The sequence below is a fragment of the Phocaeicola faecalis genome (assembly GCF_021730445.1).
In the GTDB taxonomy this organism is placed as follows: Bacteria; Bacteroidota; Bacteroidia; order Bacteroidales; family Bacteroidaceae; genus Phocaeicola; species Phocaeicola faecalis.
In genome coordinates this window covers 125,609-140,481 of sequence record NZ_JADNRM010000008.1, presented here as the reverse complement: position 1 = coordinate 140,481, position 14,873 = coordinate 125,609, and the positions used below count along the sequence as shown (strand labels likewise).

The 14,873-nt window shown below is 39.2% G+C and carries 28 protein-coding genes; all 28 read right to left on the bottom strand.

Going from position 1 to position 14,873, the window contains the following annotated elements:
* Positions 1-55: 55 nt before the first annotated feature.
* The 28 genes from rpsK to fusA all read right to left on the bottom strand — a co-directional run bounded on the left by rpsK (position 56) and on the right by fusA (position 14,864).
* Positions 56-445: a 30S ribosomal protein S11 gene (gene rpsK / locus IR173_RS10165; protein WP_005675443.1), complete on the bottom strand. Its 390-nt coding sequence runs from the start codon at positions 443-445 to the stop codon at positions 56-58.
* A gap of 11 nt (positions 446-456) precedes the next feature.
* Positions 457-837, bottom strand: a complete 381-nt coding sequence (rpsM, locus tag IR173_RS10160) for a 30S ribosomal protein S13 (protein ID WP_005941839.1) — start codon at positions 835-837, stop codon at positions 457-459.
* Between the two features lie 33 nt (positions 838-870).
* Positions 871-987 (bottom strand): type B 50S ribosomal protein L36, encoded by a 117-nt coding sequence (ykgO, locus tag IR173_RS10155; RefSeq protein WP_002558051.1) that lies wholly within the window; start codon positions 985-987, stop codon positions 871-873.
* A gap of 14 nt (positions 988-1,001) precedes the next feature.
* On the bottom strand, positions 1,002-1,220 hold the full coding sequence (gene infA / locus IR173_RS10150) for a translation initiation factor IF-1 (RefSeq protein ID WP_002558052.1): 219 nt from the start codon (positions 1,218-1,220) through the stop codon (positions 1,002-1,004).
* A 1-nt stretch (position 1,221) separates the two neighbouring features.
* The gene (gene map / locus IR173_RS10145) at positions 1,222-2,019 is read right to left on the bottom strand and encodes a type I methionyl aminopeptidase (protein ID WP_237039494.1); all 798 of its coding nucleotides are present in this window, start codon (positions 2,017-2,019) and stop codon (positions 1,222-1,224) included.
* A 12-nt stretch (positions 2,020-2,031) separates the two neighbouring features.
* On the bottom strand, positions 2,032-3,378 hold the full coding sequence (gene secY, locus IR173_RS10140) for a preprotein translocase subunit SecY (RefSeq protein WP_237039493.1): 1,347 nt from the start codon (positions 3,376-3,378) through the stop codon (positions 2,032-2,034).
* 4 nt (positions 3,379-3,382) lie between these two features.
* Positions 3,383-3,829, bottom strand: coding sequence for a 50S ribosomal protein L15 (rplO, locus tag IR173_RS10135; protein ID WP_005941849.1), 447 nt, complete (start codon positions 3,827-3,829; stop codon positions 3,383-3,385).
* Positions 3,830-3,859: 30 nt separating this feature from the next.
* Positions 3,860-4,036, bottom strand: a complete 177-nt coding sequence (rpmD, locus tag IR173_RS10130) for a 50S ribosomal protein L30 (protein ID WP_005941851.1) — start codon at positions 4,034-4,036, stop codon at positions 3,860-3,862.
* A 9-nt stretch (positions 4,037-4,045) separates the two neighbouring features.
* Positions 4,046-4,561, bottom strand: a complete 516-nt coding sequence (rpsE, locus tag IR173_RS10125) for a 30S ribosomal protein S5 (protein WP_005941853.1) — start codon at positions 4,559-4,561, stop codon at positions 4,046-4,048.
* A gap of 6 nt (positions 4,562-4,567) precedes the next feature.
* Positions 4,568-4,909 (bottom strand): 50S ribosomal protein L18, encoded by a 342-nt coding sequence (gene rplR / locus IR173_RS10120; protein ID WP_237039492.1) that lies wholly within the window; start codon positions 4,907-4,909, stop codon positions 4,568-4,570.
* A 21-nt stretch (positions 4,910-4,930) separates the two neighbouring features.
* A complete protein-coding gene (gene rplF / locus IR173_RS10115) occupies positions 4,931-5,500 on the bottom strand; it encodes a 50S ribosomal protein L6 (protein ID WP_005941855.1) in 570 nt (189 codons plus the stop codon).
* 15 nt (positions 5,501-5,515) lie between these two features.
* A complete protein-coding gene (gene rpsH / locus IR173_RS10110) occupies positions 5,516-5,911 on the bottom strand; it encodes a 30S ribosomal protein S8 (RefSeq protein WP_005941856.1) in 396 nt (131 codons plus the stop codon).
* A gap of 58 nt (positions 5,912-5,969) precedes the next feature.
* On the bottom strand, positions 5,970-6,269 hold the full coding sequence (gene rpsN, locus IR173_RS10105; RefSeq protein WP_005941858.1) for a 30S ribosomal protein S14: 300 nt from the start codon (positions 6,267-6,269) through the stop codon (positions 5,970-5,972).
* A 6-nt stretch (positions 6,270-6,275) separates the two neighbouring features.
* Positions 6,276-6,833 carry a 50S ribosomal protein L5 gene (gene rplE / locus IR173_RS10100; protein WP_005941860.1) on the bottom strand — a complete coding sequence of 186 codons (558 nt, stop codon included), beginning with the start codon at positions 6,831-6,833 and terminating at the stop codon, positions 6,276-6,278.
* Positions 6,833-7,156, bottom strand: coding sequence for a 50S ribosomal protein L24 (rplX, locus tag IR173_RS10095; RefSeq protein WP_005941862.1), 324 nt, complete (start codon positions 7,154-7,156; stop codon positions 6,833-6,835). Before rplX ends, rplE begins: the two co-directional genes overlap by 1 nt.
* A 20-nt stretch (positions 7,157-7,176) precedes the next feature.
* The gene (gene rplN / locus IR173_RS10090) at positions 7,177-7,542 is read right to left on the bottom strand and encodes a 50S ribosomal protein L14 (protein ID WP_005941865.1); all 366 of its coding nucleotides are present in this window, start codon (positions 7,540-7,542) and stop codon (positions 7,177-7,179) included.
* A 2-nt stretch (positions 7,543-7,544) separates the two neighbouring features.
* Positions 7,545-7,802: a 30S ribosomal protein S17 gene (gene rpsQ, locus IR173_RS10085; protein ID WP_237039491.1), complete on the bottom strand. Its 258-nt coding sequence runs from the start codon at positions 7,800-7,802 to the stop codon at positions 7,545-7,547.
* An 11-nt stretch (positions 7,803-7,813) separates the two neighbouring features.
* On the bottom strand, positions 7,814-8,008 hold the full coding sequence (rpmC, locus tag IR173_RS10080; RefSeq protein WP_005941868.1) for a 50S ribosomal protein L29: 195 nt from the start codon (positions 8,006-8,008) through the stop codon (positions 7,814-7,816).
* A 6-nt stretch (positions 8,009-8,014) separates the two neighbouring features.
* Positions 8,015-8,449, bottom strand: a complete 435-nt coding sequence (gene rplP, locus IR173_RS10075; protein WP_005844860.1) for a 50S ribosomal protein L16 — start codon at positions 8,447-8,449, stop codon at positions 8,015-8,017.
* A 21-nt stretch (positions 8,450-8,470) separates the two neighbouring features.
* On the bottom strand, positions 8,471-9,202 hold the full coding sequence (rpsC, locus tag IR173_RS10070) for a 30S ribosomal protein S3 (protein ID WP_237039490.1): 732 nt from the start codon (positions 9,200-9,202) through the stop codon (positions 8,471-8,473).
* A gap of 6 nt (positions 9,203-9,208) precedes the next feature.
* Positions 9,209-9,619, bottom strand: coding sequence for a 50S ribosomal protein L22 (gene rplV / locus IR173_RS10065; protein ID WP_005941874.1), 411 nt, complete (start codon positions 9,617-9,619; stop codon positions 9,209-9,211).
* A gap of 36 nt (positions 9,620-9,655) precedes the next feature.
* Complete coding sequence (rpsS, locus tag IR173_RS10060; protein WP_178797807.1) at positions 9,656-9,925, bottom strand: 30S ribosomal protein S19; 270 nt, start codon at positions 9,923-9,925, stop codon at positions 9,656-9,658.
* Between the two features lie 22 nt (positions 9,926-9,947).
* Positions 9,948-10,769 (bottom strand): 50S ribosomal protein L2, encoded by an 822-nt coding sequence (rplB, locus tag IR173_RS10055; protein ID WP_237039489.1) that lies wholly within the window; start codon positions 10,767-10,769, stop codon positions 9,948-9,950.
* Between the two features lie 5 nt (positions 10,770-10,774).
* Positions 10,775-11,065 (bottom strand): 50S ribosomal protein L23, encoded by a 291-nt coding sequence (rplW, locus tag IR173_RS10050; RefSeq protein WP_237039488.1) that lies wholly within the window; start codon positions 11,063-11,065, stop codon positions 10,775-10,777.
* A 21-nt stretch (positions 11,066-11,086) separates the two neighbouring features.
* Positions 11,087-11,713, bottom strand: coding sequence for a 50S ribosomal protein L4 (gene rplD, locus IR173_RS10045; RefSeq protein WP_237039487.1), 627 nt, complete (start codon positions 11,711-11,713; stop codon positions 11,087-11,089).
* Complete coding sequence (gene rplC / locus IR173_RS10040) at positions 11,713-12,330, bottom strand: 50S ribosomal protein L3 (protein ID WP_237039486.1); 618 nt, start codon at positions 12,328-12,330, stop codon at positions 11,713-11,715. The genes rplD and rplC overlap by 1 nt, the downstream gene beginning before the upstream one ends.
* Before the next feature lie 20 nt (positions 12,331-12,350).
* Positions 12,351-12,656, bottom strand: a complete 306-nt coding sequence (gene rpsJ, locus IR173_RS10035) for a 30S ribosomal protein S10 (RefSeq protein WP_005941888.1) — start codon at positions 12,654-12,656, stop codon at positions 12,351-12,353.
* Positions 12,657-12,746: 90 nt separating this feature from the next.
* Entirely contained in the window at positions 12,747-14,864 is a 2,118-nt protein-coding gene (fusA, locus tag IR173_RS10030; RefSeq protein ID WP_237039485.1) for an elongation factor G, read from the bottom strand.
* Positions 14,865-14,873 lie beyond the last annotated feature (9 nt).

Genomic DNA, 14,873 nt, shown 5'->3' with positions numbered 1-14,873 from the left:
AAAGTGCAATCCATTATTAACAAAATCAAGTTACATATAAAAATAGGGTTATCTTTTATACTCTTCTTCTCTTCGGAGGACGACAACCATTGTGAGGAAGCGGAGTTACATCGATAATTTCAGTAACTTCAATACCAGCTCCGTGGATAGTTCTGATAGCAGACTCACGTCCGTTTCCAGGACCTTTAACGTAAGCTTTCACCTTTCTCAGGCCAAGATCAAACGCAACTTTAGCGCAATCTTGTGCAGCCATCTGAGCTGCATAAGGAGTGTTCTTTTTAGAACCTCTAAATCCCATCTTACCTGCAGAAGACCATGAGATAATCTGACCTTCACTATTTGCCAGAGATACAATGATGTTGTTGAATGAAGAATGAACATGCAACTGTCCATTAGCGTCAACCTTCACATTTCTCTTCTTAGCTGCGACTGTTTTTTTTGCCATATCAACAATTATTATTTAGTAGCTTTTTTCTTATTTGCAACTGTTTTCTTTCTTCCCTTACGTGTACGGGCGTTGTTCTTTGTACTCTGACCGCGAACCGGCAGACCAATACGATGACGCACACCACGATAGCAACCAATATCCATTAATCGCTTAATGTTCAATTGCACTTCTGAACGAAGATCACCTTCTACTTTGTATTCAGCACCAATGATTTCACGAATTTTAGCTGCTTGATCATCTGTCCAATCTTTTACTTTAAGATCTCTGTCAACACCAGCCTTATCCAAGATTTTTGCTGAACTGCTGCGTCCGATACCATATACATAGGTCAACGCAATCTCGCCTCTCTTATTTTGAGGCAAATCTACACCAACTATTCTTATAGCCATATACTAAATTATTTTTTTTGCAAAAATAATAAATTATCCTTGACGTTGTTTATACTTAGGATTTTTCTTGTTAATAACATACAAACGGCCATTTCGTCTAACGATTTTGCATTCCGGCGTACGTTTCTTTAATGATGCTCTTACTTTCATATCTTATTTCTTTTTTACTTGTATCTAAAAACGATTCTTCCTTTAGATAAGTCATAAGGAGACATCTCTACTCTGACCTTATCCCCGGGTAATATTTTAATGTAATGCATTCTCATCTTGCCAGAGATATGAGCAGTAATCTCATGCCCGTTTTCTAGCTCAACACGAAACATTGCATTTGACAATGCTTCTACGATAACTCCATCTTGTTCTATTGCGGATTGCTTTGCCATATTAAATTGCTTTATCTCCTAATACTTGTTCGACATATTCAAATGAGGATAAAATATCTGCCTTTCCTACTCCTATTGCAACAGTATGTTCAAAGTGAGCAGCACATTTCCTATCTCTCGTGCGTACTGTCCATCCATCTCTCTCCATCACTATCTGACGAGAGCCCAACGTAATCATTGGTTCAATGGCAATACACATTCCTTTTTTCAATAGAGTGCCATATCCTCTTTTACCATAATTGGGTACTTGTGGGTCTTCATGCATTTCTTTACCAATACCGTGTCCCACAAATTCTCTTACCACACCATAAGCATTTGATTCGCAATGCTGCTGAACCGCATAGCCTACATCACCCAATCTTTTTCCATGAATGGCATTCTCAATGCCAAGATAAAGAGCTTCTTTTGTTGTTTTCAAAAGTTTTCTTACTTCCGGATCAACTTCACCAACACAAAATGTATAGGCAGAATCACCACAGAAACCATTCATGTAAGTACCACAATCAACAGAAACGATATCCCCTTCTTTCAAAGGTATATCATTCGGAATGCCGTGTACAACCTGATCATTTACAGAAGTACATAATGTACTGGGAAACGGATCACCATTCTGGTTTGGGAAACCTTTAAAAGTAGGAATAGCACCATTATCTCTAATAAACTCTTCTGCTACCTTATCCAGTTCCCTGGTTGTTACACCTGGTTTTATCAATTTAGCAACTTCAGCCAGAGTTTTACCTACAAGTAGGTTACTCTGACGAAGCAGCTCTATCTCATCATCTGTCTTAAGAAATATCATCTTCAGACTAAATTAATATGCAGCGACATTACCTGAGCGACCCTTAATTCTTCCGGAATTCAATAATCCGTCATAGTGACGCATCAACAGATGACTTTCAACTTGCTGAAGAGTATCTAATACCACACCAACAAGAATCAACAATGATGTTCCACCGAAGAACTGGGCAAACTCAGCCTTTACTCCGAATACACCTGCAAAAGCAGGGAAAATAGCAATAACAGCCAAGAAAATAGAACCCGGCAGAGTAATACGAGACATAATCGCATCTATATACTCAGCTGTATTCTTACCTGGTTTTATTCCCGGAATAAAACCATTATTTCTCTTCATATCTTCTGCCATCTGGTTCGGGTTTATTGTAATTGCAGTATAGAAATATGTAAATACAATAATCAATATTGCAAAAACAAGGTTATACCAGAAGCTAGTATGATCTACAAATGCACGTACAATACCACTTGCTGTAGCAGCATTAGAAAAGCCTACTAATGTAATAGGAATAAACATAATTGCCTGAGCAAAAATGATAGGCATTACATTCGCAGCATTCACTTTCAAAGGAATATATTGTCTGGCACCACCATATTGCTTATTGCCTACAATACGTTTTGCATATTGTACAGGAATCTTGCGAACCCCCTGAACCAAAAGAATGGCTCCTGCAATAACGAATAGTAAGAATACTATTTCCAATAAGAACATAACGATACCACCGGCACCCGGAGAAGATAAACGGGAAACGACTTCCTGAAACAAAGATTGAGGCAAACGTGCAATGATACCAATCAAAATAATGAATGAAATACCATTACCGATACCTTTATCAGTAATTCTTTCTCCAAGCCACAGGATAAACATACTTCCTGCTGCCAAAATGATGGTAGAAGTAATAATAAAGAATGTCCAATCTAATGAAGCATTAAGTGATGGGCCAGCCTGCATCTTTAAGTTAATCAGATATGAGGGAGCCTGGAAAATCAAGATAGCAATTGTCAATATACGAGTATACTGATTGATTTTTCGTCTACCACTTTCACCTTCACGTTGGATTTTCTGAAAGTAGGGAACAGCAATCGCTAAAAGCTGAATCACAATTGATGCCGAAATATATGGCATAATTCCCAATGCAAAAATAGATGCATTTGAGAACGCTCCTCCAGAGAACATGTTTAACAAGGCTAACAAACCTTCACTCGTTTGTTTATGCAACTGAGTTAACATAGCCGGGTTAATACCTGGAAGAACCACGTAAGAACCAAACCTGTATATTGCAACAAATAATATAGTAATGAGGATCCTTTGTCTCAGATCCTCAATTTTCCATATATTCTTTAATGTTTCAATAGATTTTCTCATTGAATCAGAGTTTTACTGCATTACCACCAACAGCTTCGATTGCAGCTACCGCACTCTTTGAGAAAGCATTTGCTTCTACATCGAGTTTAGTAGTTAAACTACCGTTACCTAGTACCTTTACCAATTGATTAGAAGAAATGTAACCAGCTTCGATAAAGTCATTCATTCCCACTTTAGTCAGATTTTTAGCTTCAGCCAATTTCTGAATAGTTTCAAGATTGATTGCTTTGTATTCTACACGGTTAATATTCTTAAAACCAAACTTCGGAACACGACGTTGAAGAGGCATCTGACCACCTTCAAAACCGATCTTCTTTGAATAGCCTGATCTTGACTTAGCTCCTTTATGACCTCTTGTAGAAGTACCGCCTAAACCAGAACCAGCACCACGGCCAACTCTTTTTCTGGTCTTTGTAGATCCTTCTGCAGGTTTTAAATTACTTAAATTCATATCGTAATTAGTTTTTTTATTAACAATGAATTACTTAACGATGGCAACCAAGTGTTTAACCTTATTTACCATTCCAAGAATTGAAGGAGTTGCTTCGTGTTCAACCACACGATTCATTTTGCGAAGTCCCAGTGCATCGAGTACTCTTTTCTGATCAGCAGGAGCACCAATTCTACTTTTTACTTGTTTAATCTTAATAGTTGACATATTTCCTCCTTATCCTCTAAATACTTTTTCCATACTTACACCTCTGTTCTGAGCTACCATGCGAGCATCTCTCATTTCACCCAAAGCTAGGATTGTAGCTTTTACCAAGTTGTGCGGGTTAGAAGAACCTTTTGACTTAGCCAAAACGTCTGTAATACCAACACTTTCCAAAACAGCACGCATAGCGCCACCTGCTACAACACCAGTACCGGTAGAAGCCGGTTTGATGAATACTTCGGCACCGCCGAATCTAGCAGATTGTTCGTGAGGAACTGTGCCTTTCAGAACGGGAACGCGAGTAAGGTTCTTTTTAGCTGCCTCTACGCCTTTAGCAATAGCAGCTGTAACTTCACCTGCTTTACCAAGACCCCAACCAATGATACCGTCTTCGTTTCCAACAACGACAATTGCAGAGAAGCTGAATGTTCTACCACCTTTTGTTACTTTTGTAACACGGTTAATAGCAACCAATCTGTCCTTTAACTCTATATCGTTAGTTATCTTAACTCTATTATTAACTGCCATAATTGATTAAAATTTAAGTCCACCGTTACGAGCAGCATCAGCCACTTCTTTTATTCTCCCATGATACAAGTAACCATTACGGTCGAACACGACAGTCGTAATACCAGCTTCCTGAGCTTTTTTAGCAATCAGTTCACCAACTTTAGCAGCTTGTTCTTTCTTAGGCATAGCTTCCATTCCCAAAGATGAAGCTGAAGCCAAAGTCTTACCAGCCAAATCATCGATAACCTGAACATAAATCTGCTTGTTACTTCTAAACACACTCATACGCGGACGTTCAGTAGTACCTGAAACCTTATTGCGTACTCTATATTTGATCTTGATTCGTCTTTCTAATTTTGTTGTCATGATAATACAATTTTATGTAAATTATTTAGCACCGGCTGACTTACCAGACTTTCTACGAATTTCTTCGCCAACAAACTTAATACCTTTACCTTTATAAGGTTCCGGCTTACGGAAAGAACGTATTTTTGAACAAACCTGACCTAACAGCTGTTTGTCACAAGATTCCAATATAATAAGAGGGTTCTTATTTCTTTCTGACTTAGTTTCTACTTTGATTTCAGGAGGCAACTGCATAAAGATGTTATGAGTATAACCTAATGCGAAATCAATAATATTACCATTGTTTGAAGCACGGTAACCTACACCGACAAGTTCCAGTTCTTTTTTGTAACCTTCAGAAACACCAACAACCATGTTGTTAACCAATGAGCGATACAAGCCGTGGAAAGCATGTCTCTGCTTTGTGTTATCCAACATTGCATTTTCATTTTCTGTCAACACCACATGTCCATCTTCAACAGCAACATTGATAGAGGGATCAACAAATTGGCTTAATTCGCCTTTAGGACCTTTTACTGTAACTACATTGTCCTTCAGAGTAACTGTTACTCCAGCGGGAATACTAATGGGTAATTTTCCTATTCTTGACATTGCTTATCCTCCTAATTAATATACGTAACAAAGAACTTCACCACCAATTTTCAGCTCGGCAGCTTCTTTGTTAGTCATTACACCTTTGGAAGTAGATATTATAGCAATACCTAAACCATTAATTACTCTCGGCATGTCTTTGTAACCAGTATACTGACGCAAACCCGGAGAAGAAACTCTAATCAACTTCTTGATTGCGTTTACTTTGTTTACTGTGTCATACTTCAAAGCCACTTTGATAGTTCCTTGAGGACCATCTTCTACGAATTTGTAGTTCAGAATGTAGCCTTTTTCAAAAAGAATCTTAGTGATTTCCTTTTTCAAATTTGAGGCAGGCACTTCTACTACTCTGTGCTTTGCACTAATTGCATTTCTCAATCTGGTGAGATAATCTGCGATTGGATCTGTCATATAAATAATTAATTAAATTAATCAGGACCACCCTGACAATATTTAAAAATAAAAAGAATTACCAGCTTGCTTTCTTAACGCCCGGAATCAATCCATTAGAAGCCATTTCGCGGAACTGAATTCTTGAGATTCCGAACTGACGAATATAACCTTTAGGACGACCAGTCAATTTACAACGATTATGCAAACGAATAGGATTAGAATTCTTAGGAAGAGCCTGTAATTTCTGAGCAGCTTCAAAAGCTTCAGCAGGGTCACCTGAATTAACAATCTTCTTCAACGCAGCACGTTTTTCAGCATATTTGGCTACAAGTTTGGCTCTTTTTACTTCACGAGCCTTCATTGATTCTTTTGCCATAATATATTAATCTTTTTTTGAGTTTTTAAACGGTAAACCAAATTCCTTTAACAAGGCATAACCTTCTTCGTCTGTCGGAGCAGAAGTTACAAAGGTAATATTCATTCCGAGAATTTTAGTAATACTATCGATATTTATTTCAGGGAAAATGATTTGTTCCTGAATACCCAATGTATAGTTACCTCGTCCATCAAACTTGCTTTCGATACCTTTAAAGTCACGGATACGTGGCAAAGCAACGCGAACCAGTTTTTCAAGGAACTCATACATTCTTTCACGACGCAAAGTTACCATTACACCAATCGGCATTTTCTTACGCAACTTAAAGTTAGCGATATCTTTGCGTGAAACTGTTGCTACAGCTTTCTGACCAGTAATTGCTGTTAACTCATTAATAGCAACTTCAATAATCTTCTTGTCTGCAACAGCCATACCCAAGCCCTGATTGATAACAATCTTCTTAAGTACGGGAATTTGCATAGATGAAGAATACTGGAACTGATTCTTCAATGCAGGCGCAATGCGCTCTGCATATTCTTTCTTAAGGCTAGCAGTATTACTCATTATTTAATCTCCTCTCCCGATTTTTTAGCATAACGAACAAATGTTCTTCCATCAGAACTTTCTTTTCTTCCCACACGTGTCGGTTTACCAGTCTTCGGATCAACCACATTCAAGTTAGAGATATGAATAGCAGCTTCCTGCTTTACGATACCTCCCTGAGGATTCTTTGCATTAGGTTTGGTACTCTTAGATACCATATTGATACCTTCTACAAGTGCACGTCCTTCTTTAACAAGAACTTTCAGCACGCGGCCAGTTTTACCTTTATCTTCACCAGAGTTTACGTAAACTGTATCGCCTTTTTTAATATGTAATTTACTCATTACTTAAATCTTTTACAAAATTAAAGTACTTCAGGTGCAAGTGATACCACTTTCATGTTTGCAGCACGCAACTCTCTTGCTACAGGGCCAAAGATACGACTTCCTCTAATTTCACCTGCGTTGTTCAATAATACGCAAGCATTATCATCAAAACGAATATAAGAACCATCAGCACGACGGATTTCTTTCTTAGTACGTACAATTAAAGCCTTTGATACTGCACCTTTTTTAACATCACTAGAGGGGATTACACTCTTGATAGAAACTACAATGACATCCCCTACAGAGGCGTAACGTCTCCTTGTACCGCCCAAAACGCGGATACAAAGAGCTTCTTTAGCGCCACTGTTGTCACACACTGTAAGTCTGGATTCTACTTGTATCATAATTACTTAGCTCTTTCAATTATTTCAACCAATCTCCATCTCTTAGTTTTGCTCAAAGGACGAGTTTCCATGATCTGTACTGTATCACCTACATTACATTCATTCTTTTCATCATGAGCATGGTATTTCTTCGTCTTAGAAACGAACTTACCATAAATAGGGTGTTTTTCCTTAAACTTAGCAGCAACAGTAATGGTCTTATCCATTTTATTACTTACTACAACACCAGTTCTTTCTTTTCTTAAATTTCTAGCTTCCATGAGGACCATTATTATTTGTTAAGTTCTCTCTGACGCAATTCTGCTTTCATACGCGCGATTGTTCTGCGTAATTTCTTAATCTGTGCAGGATTATCCAGCGGAGAGATAGAATGATTTAAAACCATCTGATTGTAATTGGCTACTTCAGCTTCAATTCTTTCTGCCAATTCATTGGTAGCTATTTCTCTAATTTCTGCAATCTTCATAATAAATTAAGCATTTTGGTTTTGAGCATCGTAATCACGTCTAACTATAAACTTAGTAGTAACAGGAAGTTTCTGAGCTGCAAGGCGCAGAGCTTCTTTAGCTACTTCATAAGGAACACCTTCTGCCTCGATGATAATGCGACCCGGAGTAACCGGAGCAACGAAGCCTTCAGGAGCACCTTTACCTTTACCCATACGCACATCAGCAGGCTTACGAGTAATAGGTTTGTCCGGGAAAATACGGATCCAAATCTGTCCTTGACGTTGCATATATCTTGTTACCGCAATACGTGCAGCTTCAATTTGTCTACCTGTAATCCATTTAGTCTCCAAAGATTTAATTCCAAATGAGCCAAAAGCCAATTGGTTTCCTCTTTGAGCATTTCCTTTCTGACTGCCCTTCTGCTGTCTTCTGAATTTTGTCTTTTTCGGTTGTAACATAATTCCTAAAATTCAAATCCGTTAGCGATTGTTTTTCTTTCTTTTGAAGTTCTTACCACCGTTGTTGTTGCCATTTCCACCGCGACCGCTCTCTTTTGTCTGAGTAAAGTTCGGTGCTAATTCTTTCTTGCCATACACTTCACCACGGCAAATCCATACTTTGATACCCAGCAAACCAACCTTAGTCAAAGCTTCAGCATGACAGTAGTCGATATCTGCACGGAATGTATGCAACGGAGTTCTTCCTTCTTTATACATTTCAGAACGAGCCATTTCAGCGCCATTCAAACGTCCTGAAATCAATACTTTGATACCTTCAGCACCCATACGCATGGTATTTGCGATAGCCATTTTAATGGCACGGCGATAGGCAATCTTACCTTCTACCTGACGAGCGATATTGTTAGCTACAATAACAGCATCCAGCTCAGGTCTCTTCACTTCAAAGATATTAATCTGAATATCCTTATCTGTGATTTTCTTCAACTCTTCTTTCAGCTTGTCAACTTCCTGACCGCCTTTACCAATGATAATACCCGGACGAGCTGTACAAACTGTGATTGTCACCAATTTCAGTGTACGTTCAATAACAATTCTTGAAACGCTGGCTTTTGCAAGTCTGGCATTCAAATATTTACGGATTTTGCTGTCTTCCAACAAAGCGTCACCATAATCGTTGCCACCGTACCAGTTAGAATCCCATCCTCTGATAATTCCTAAACGGTTGCTTATCGGATTAACTTTCTGTCCCATCTAGTCTTAATTTTGATTATCATTAGTATTCTTAGAATCAACGAACAAAGTCACGTGATTTGAACGTTTGCGAATTCTGTAACCTCTTCCCTGTGGAGCCGGACGCATTCTTTTCAGCATTGCACCACCATCAACATAAATCTTTGTTACAAACAATTCACCGTCCTCTGCTTTACGTTCGTTTTTCTGTTCCCAGTTAGCAATAGCAGAGCGCAATAGCTTTTCCACTCTTGCAGAAGCTTCTTTAGAAGAAAACTTCAAGACACCCAATGCACGGTTCACTTCCATACCACGAATCATGTCAGCCACGAGACGCATTTTGCGTGGAGATGTAGGAACATTTTGCAACTTTGCAAAATACATGGTCTTAAGGGCTTCTTTTCTTTTTTCAGCCGATATTTTTTTTCTTGCTCCCATTATTTATTACTTTATTATTTCTTCAGATTATCCTGCTTATTTTTTCTTGTTACCAGCATGACCACGGAATGTACGTGTTGGTGCGAATTCGCCCAACTTGTGTCCTACCATGTTTTCAGTAACGTAAACAGGAATAAATTTATTTCCGTTATGAACTGCAATTGTATGCCCTACGAAATCAGGCGAAATCATTGAAGCTCTAGCCCAAGTTTTAACGACATTCTTCTTGCCGCTTTCATTCATAGCAAGCACTTTGCTTTCCAGTTTTACGTTAATATATGGACCTTTTTTTAATGAACGACTCATAATTTACTCAATTAATCAGTTATTACTTTCTTCTCTCGATAATATACTTAGAAGACTGTTTCTTAGGAGCTCTTGTCTTCAAGCCCTTAGCATACAAGCCTGTACGTGATCTTGGATGACCTCCTGAAGCACGTCCTTCACCACCACCCATCGGGTGATCAACCGGGTTCATAACAACACCACGGTTGCGAGGACGACGTCCCAACCAACGAGAACGACCTGCCTTACCAGAACTTTCCAATCCATGATCAGAGTTACCTACGCTACCAATAGTAGCCTTACAAGCACTAAGTATTTGTCTTACTTCACCTGAAGGCAATTTGATTACACAATACTTACCTTCTCTTGAAGTCAACTGAGCAAAATTACCAGCCGATCTTACCAAAGCTGCACCTTGACCCGGACGCAATTCAATATTGTGAATTACAGTACCGACAGGGATGTTTTCGAGTGGAAGTGCGTTACCAATCTCAGGCGCTGCACTAACTCCAGACATCAAAGTGCTACCAACTTGCAATCCATTAGGAGCAATAATATATCTTTTTTCACCATCAGCATAAAACAACAAAGCGATACGAGCCGAACGATTCGGATCGTATTCAATAGTTTTAACCACTGCTGGAACGCCGTCTTTATTTCTCTTGAAATCAATAAAACGGTATTTTTGCTTATGACCACCGCCGACATAGCGAACCGTCATTTTACCGACATTATTACGACCTCCTGATACACGTTTTCCGCTTACAAGAGACTTTTCTGGTACTGACGCAGTAATTTCCTCAAAAGTACCAATAATCTTATGTCTTTGCCCCGGTGTTGTGGGCTTAAATTTACGTACTGCCATCTTTATTAAATATTGCTATAAAAATCAATAGTATCACCTTCCTTCAATGTAACAATTGCTTTCTTATAAGCATTTGTACGGCCACTGATAAGTCCAGTTTTAGTATAACGGCTCTTATTCTTTCCAGAATATCTTAGCGTATTTACATCTACTACTGTAACATTATACAAAGCTTCAATCTCATTCTTAATTTCCAACTTGTTAGCCTCAGGACGTACAATAAAGCCGAAACGGTTTAACTTTTCGGTAATCGCAGTCATTTTCTCTGTAACCAACGGTTTAATAATAATTCCCATTATCTAAGCCTCCTTTTTAAATTAAGATAAGATATTCTCGATAGCTTTGAGCGAGCTTTCTGTAACAACAAGGGTTTCAGCATCCAATACTTTGTAAGTATTTAATGCAGAAGCAATTGCTACGTTAGCACGTTCGATGTTACGAGCTGACAAATATACGTTTTTATTAGCTTCCGGCAAAACCAAAAGCAACTTCTTGTCAGCAATTTTAAGATTATTTACCATTGCAACGAAATCTTTTGTCTTAGGAGCTTCAAAAGTGAAGTCTTCAACGATAACGATTGCGTTTGCTTGTGCTTTATAAGACAAAGCTGACTTACGAGCCAATGTCTTAACTTTTTTATTCAGTTTGAACCAGTAGTCACGAGGTTTTGGACCAAATACACGAGCACCACCTACCAAAACCGGAGAGTTGATATCACCGCGACGTGCACCGCCACCACCTTTTTGACGACCTAATTTACGAGTAGAACCGCTGATTTCGCTTCTTTCTTTAGATTTGTGAGTTCCCTGACGTTGGTTAGCCATAAACTGTTTAACATCCAGATAGATAGCGTGATCATTGGGTTCAATTCCGAAGATTGATTCGTTTAACGTAACCTTTCTTCCGGTGTCTTCACCTTTAATATTTAATACGTTAACTTCCATTATTTTTCAATTATTACGATTGAACCTTTGCAACCCGGTACAGAACCCTTAATCAACAGCAAGTTGTGTTCCGGAATCACTTTTAATACCTGTAAGTTGTGTGTAGTCACGCGGTCACCGCCCATCTGACCACCCATGCGCATTCCTTTGAATACTTTTGCAGGGTATGAACAAGCACCGATAGAACCCGGTTTACGAGCGCGGTTGTGCTGACCGTGAGTAGTCTGACCTACACCACCAAATCCATGTCTTTTTACAACACCTTGGAAACCTTTACCCTTAGAAGTACCAACAACATCCACATAAGCAGCGTCATTGAACAATTCTACAGTAATTGCATCTCCTAAATTCAATTCTGTTTCAAAATCTTTGAACTCGGCCAAGTGTCTCTTTGGAGTTACACCAGCTTTTTTAAAGTGTCCCATCAAAGGTTTGGTAGTGTGTTTTTCCTTTTTGTCCTGGAAACCTACCTGAACAGCTGCATAGCCGTCTTTTTCGACACTCTTAATCTGAGTAACTACACAAGGACCAGCTTCGATAACAGTGCATGGTACATTCTTACCATCAGCACTGAAAACGGATGTCATTCCGATTTTCTTTCCTAATAATCCTGGCATTTCAGTTAATTTTTAATGGATTAAACTTTAATTTCTACTTCTACACCACTCGGTAACTCCAACTTCATCAGAGCATCTACTGTCTTAGCTGTTGAGCTATAGATATCGATTAATCTCTTATAAGAAGAAAGTTCAAACTGTTCACGTGACTTCTTGTTAACGAAAGTCGAACGGTTTACAGTGAAAATACGTTTGTGAGTAGGCAATGGAATAGGACCGCTAACAATAGCGCCTGTAGCCTTCACTGTTTTCACGATCTTTTCAGCAGATTTATCTACCAAGTTGTGATCGTATGATTTCAGTTTAATTCTAATTTTTTGACTCATTAGATTGTTATTTATAAAATGATTAAAAACATATAAAGTGGGGCCGGATTAAGAGTCATTCGCTAACCCGTCGCCCCAAATTATTCTTTATTATACTAAGTCTACACGACCCTTCACTTCTTCAAGAACTGTCTTAGCAATTGAGCTAGACACCTGAGCATGATGGTCATAAGTCATAGATGAAGTTGCACGACCTGAGGTAATGGTACGCAAAGCTGTTACATAACCGAACATTTCAGCCAAAGGCACTTTTGCTTTAACAATACGAGCACCAGAACGGCTTGATTCCATACCTTCTACCTGACCGCGACGTTTGTTCAAGTCACCGATAACATCACCCATGTTTTCTTCGGGAGTTACAACTTCCAATTTCATGATAGGTTCTGTCAATACAGGGCCTGCTTTAGCACAAGCGTTCTTGTACGCCTGAATAGCACAGATTTCAAATGACAACTGGTCAGAGTCAACCGGGTGGAATGAACCATCCTTCAAAACTACTTTCAGTGAATCAAGCGGATAACCTGCCAACACACCATTTTTCATTGCTGTTTGGAAACCTTTCTGAACCGACGGAATGAATTCCTTAGGAATGTTACCACCCTTCACTTCATCAACAAACTGCAAGCCACCTTGAGTAAAGTCGTCATCAACCGGGCCGATTGCTACGATGATATCAGCAAATTTACCACGACCACCAGATTGTTTCTTGTAAACTTCACGTAACTCAACAGTCTTTGTAATAGCTTCCTTATAGTTAACCTGAGGTTTACCTTGGTTACATTCTACCTTGAACTCACGTTTCAGACGGTCAATGATGATATCCAAGTGAAGCTCACCCATACCAGAAATAATAGTCTGACCTGACTGTTCATCAGTCTTAACTGTAAATGTCGGGTCTTCTTCAGCCAACTTAGCCAAACCGTTAGACAGTTTATCCAAGTCTTTCTGAGTTTTAGGTTCAACTGCAATACCGATAACCGGATCAGGGAATTCCATAGATTCCAATACAATCGGTGCTTCTTCATCACACAAAGTATCACCTGTACGGATATCCTTGAAACCAACACCTGCACCAATATCACCTGCACCGATTACTTCAACAGGGTTCTGCTTATTTGAGTGCATCTGGAACAAACGTGATACACGTTCTTTTTTACCAGAACGAGTATTATAAATATAAGAACCAGCCTCTACTTTACCAGAGTAAACACGGAAGAAAGTCAAACGACCTACATAGGGGTCGGTTGCAATCTTAAACGCCAAAGCTGAAGTTTTTTCATCTTCACTAGGCTTGCGGTCTTCCTCTGCACCTGTATTAGGGTTAGTACCCACGATAGCAGGAGTATCCAGCGGAGAAGGCAAGAATGCACAAACATAATCAAGCAATGTCTGAACTCCCTTGTTCTTGAATGAAGAGCCACAGAACATCGGAACGATTTCCATCTTCAAGGTTCCTGCACGCAGAGCACGCAAAATTTCTTCTTCAGTGATAGTAGAAGGATCGTCAAAGAACTTCTCCATCAAAGCATCATCGAAATCAGCAACTTTTTCAAGTAATTTTTCTCTCCATTCATTAGCTTCGTCAACCAAGTTTGCAGGGATATCTTCCACACTGTAGTCTGCACCCATAGTCTCGTCATGCCACAAGATAGCTTTCATCTTGATCAAGTCAACAACACCCTTGAAACTTTCTTCTGCACCGATAGGAATTACAACAGGACAAGGATTTGCACCGAGCACAGTTTTCATCTGACGAACAACTTCAAAGAAGTCAGCACCCGAACGGTCCATTTTGTTAACATAACCGATACGAGGTACATTGTATTTATCAGCCTGACGCCATACTGTTTCTGACTGAGGTTCTACACCACCAACAGCACAGTAAGCAGCAACAGCTCCATCCAACACACGTAATGAGCGCTCTACTTCAGCAGTAAAGTCAACGTGTCCCGGAGTATCAATCAAGTTAATCTTATAAGTATTGCCTGCATATTTCCAACGAGTTGTTGTTGCTGCAGAGGTAATAGTAATACCACGTTCCTGCTCCTGAGCCATCCAGTCCATTGTAGCTGCACCATCATGAACTTCACCAATTTTGTGAGTCAGACCGGTGTAGAACAAAATACGTTCCGAAGTGGTTGTCTTACCGGCATCGATGTGAGCCATGATACCGATATTGCGGGTCAAATGCAAATCATTTTTAGCCATTTTCGTCCT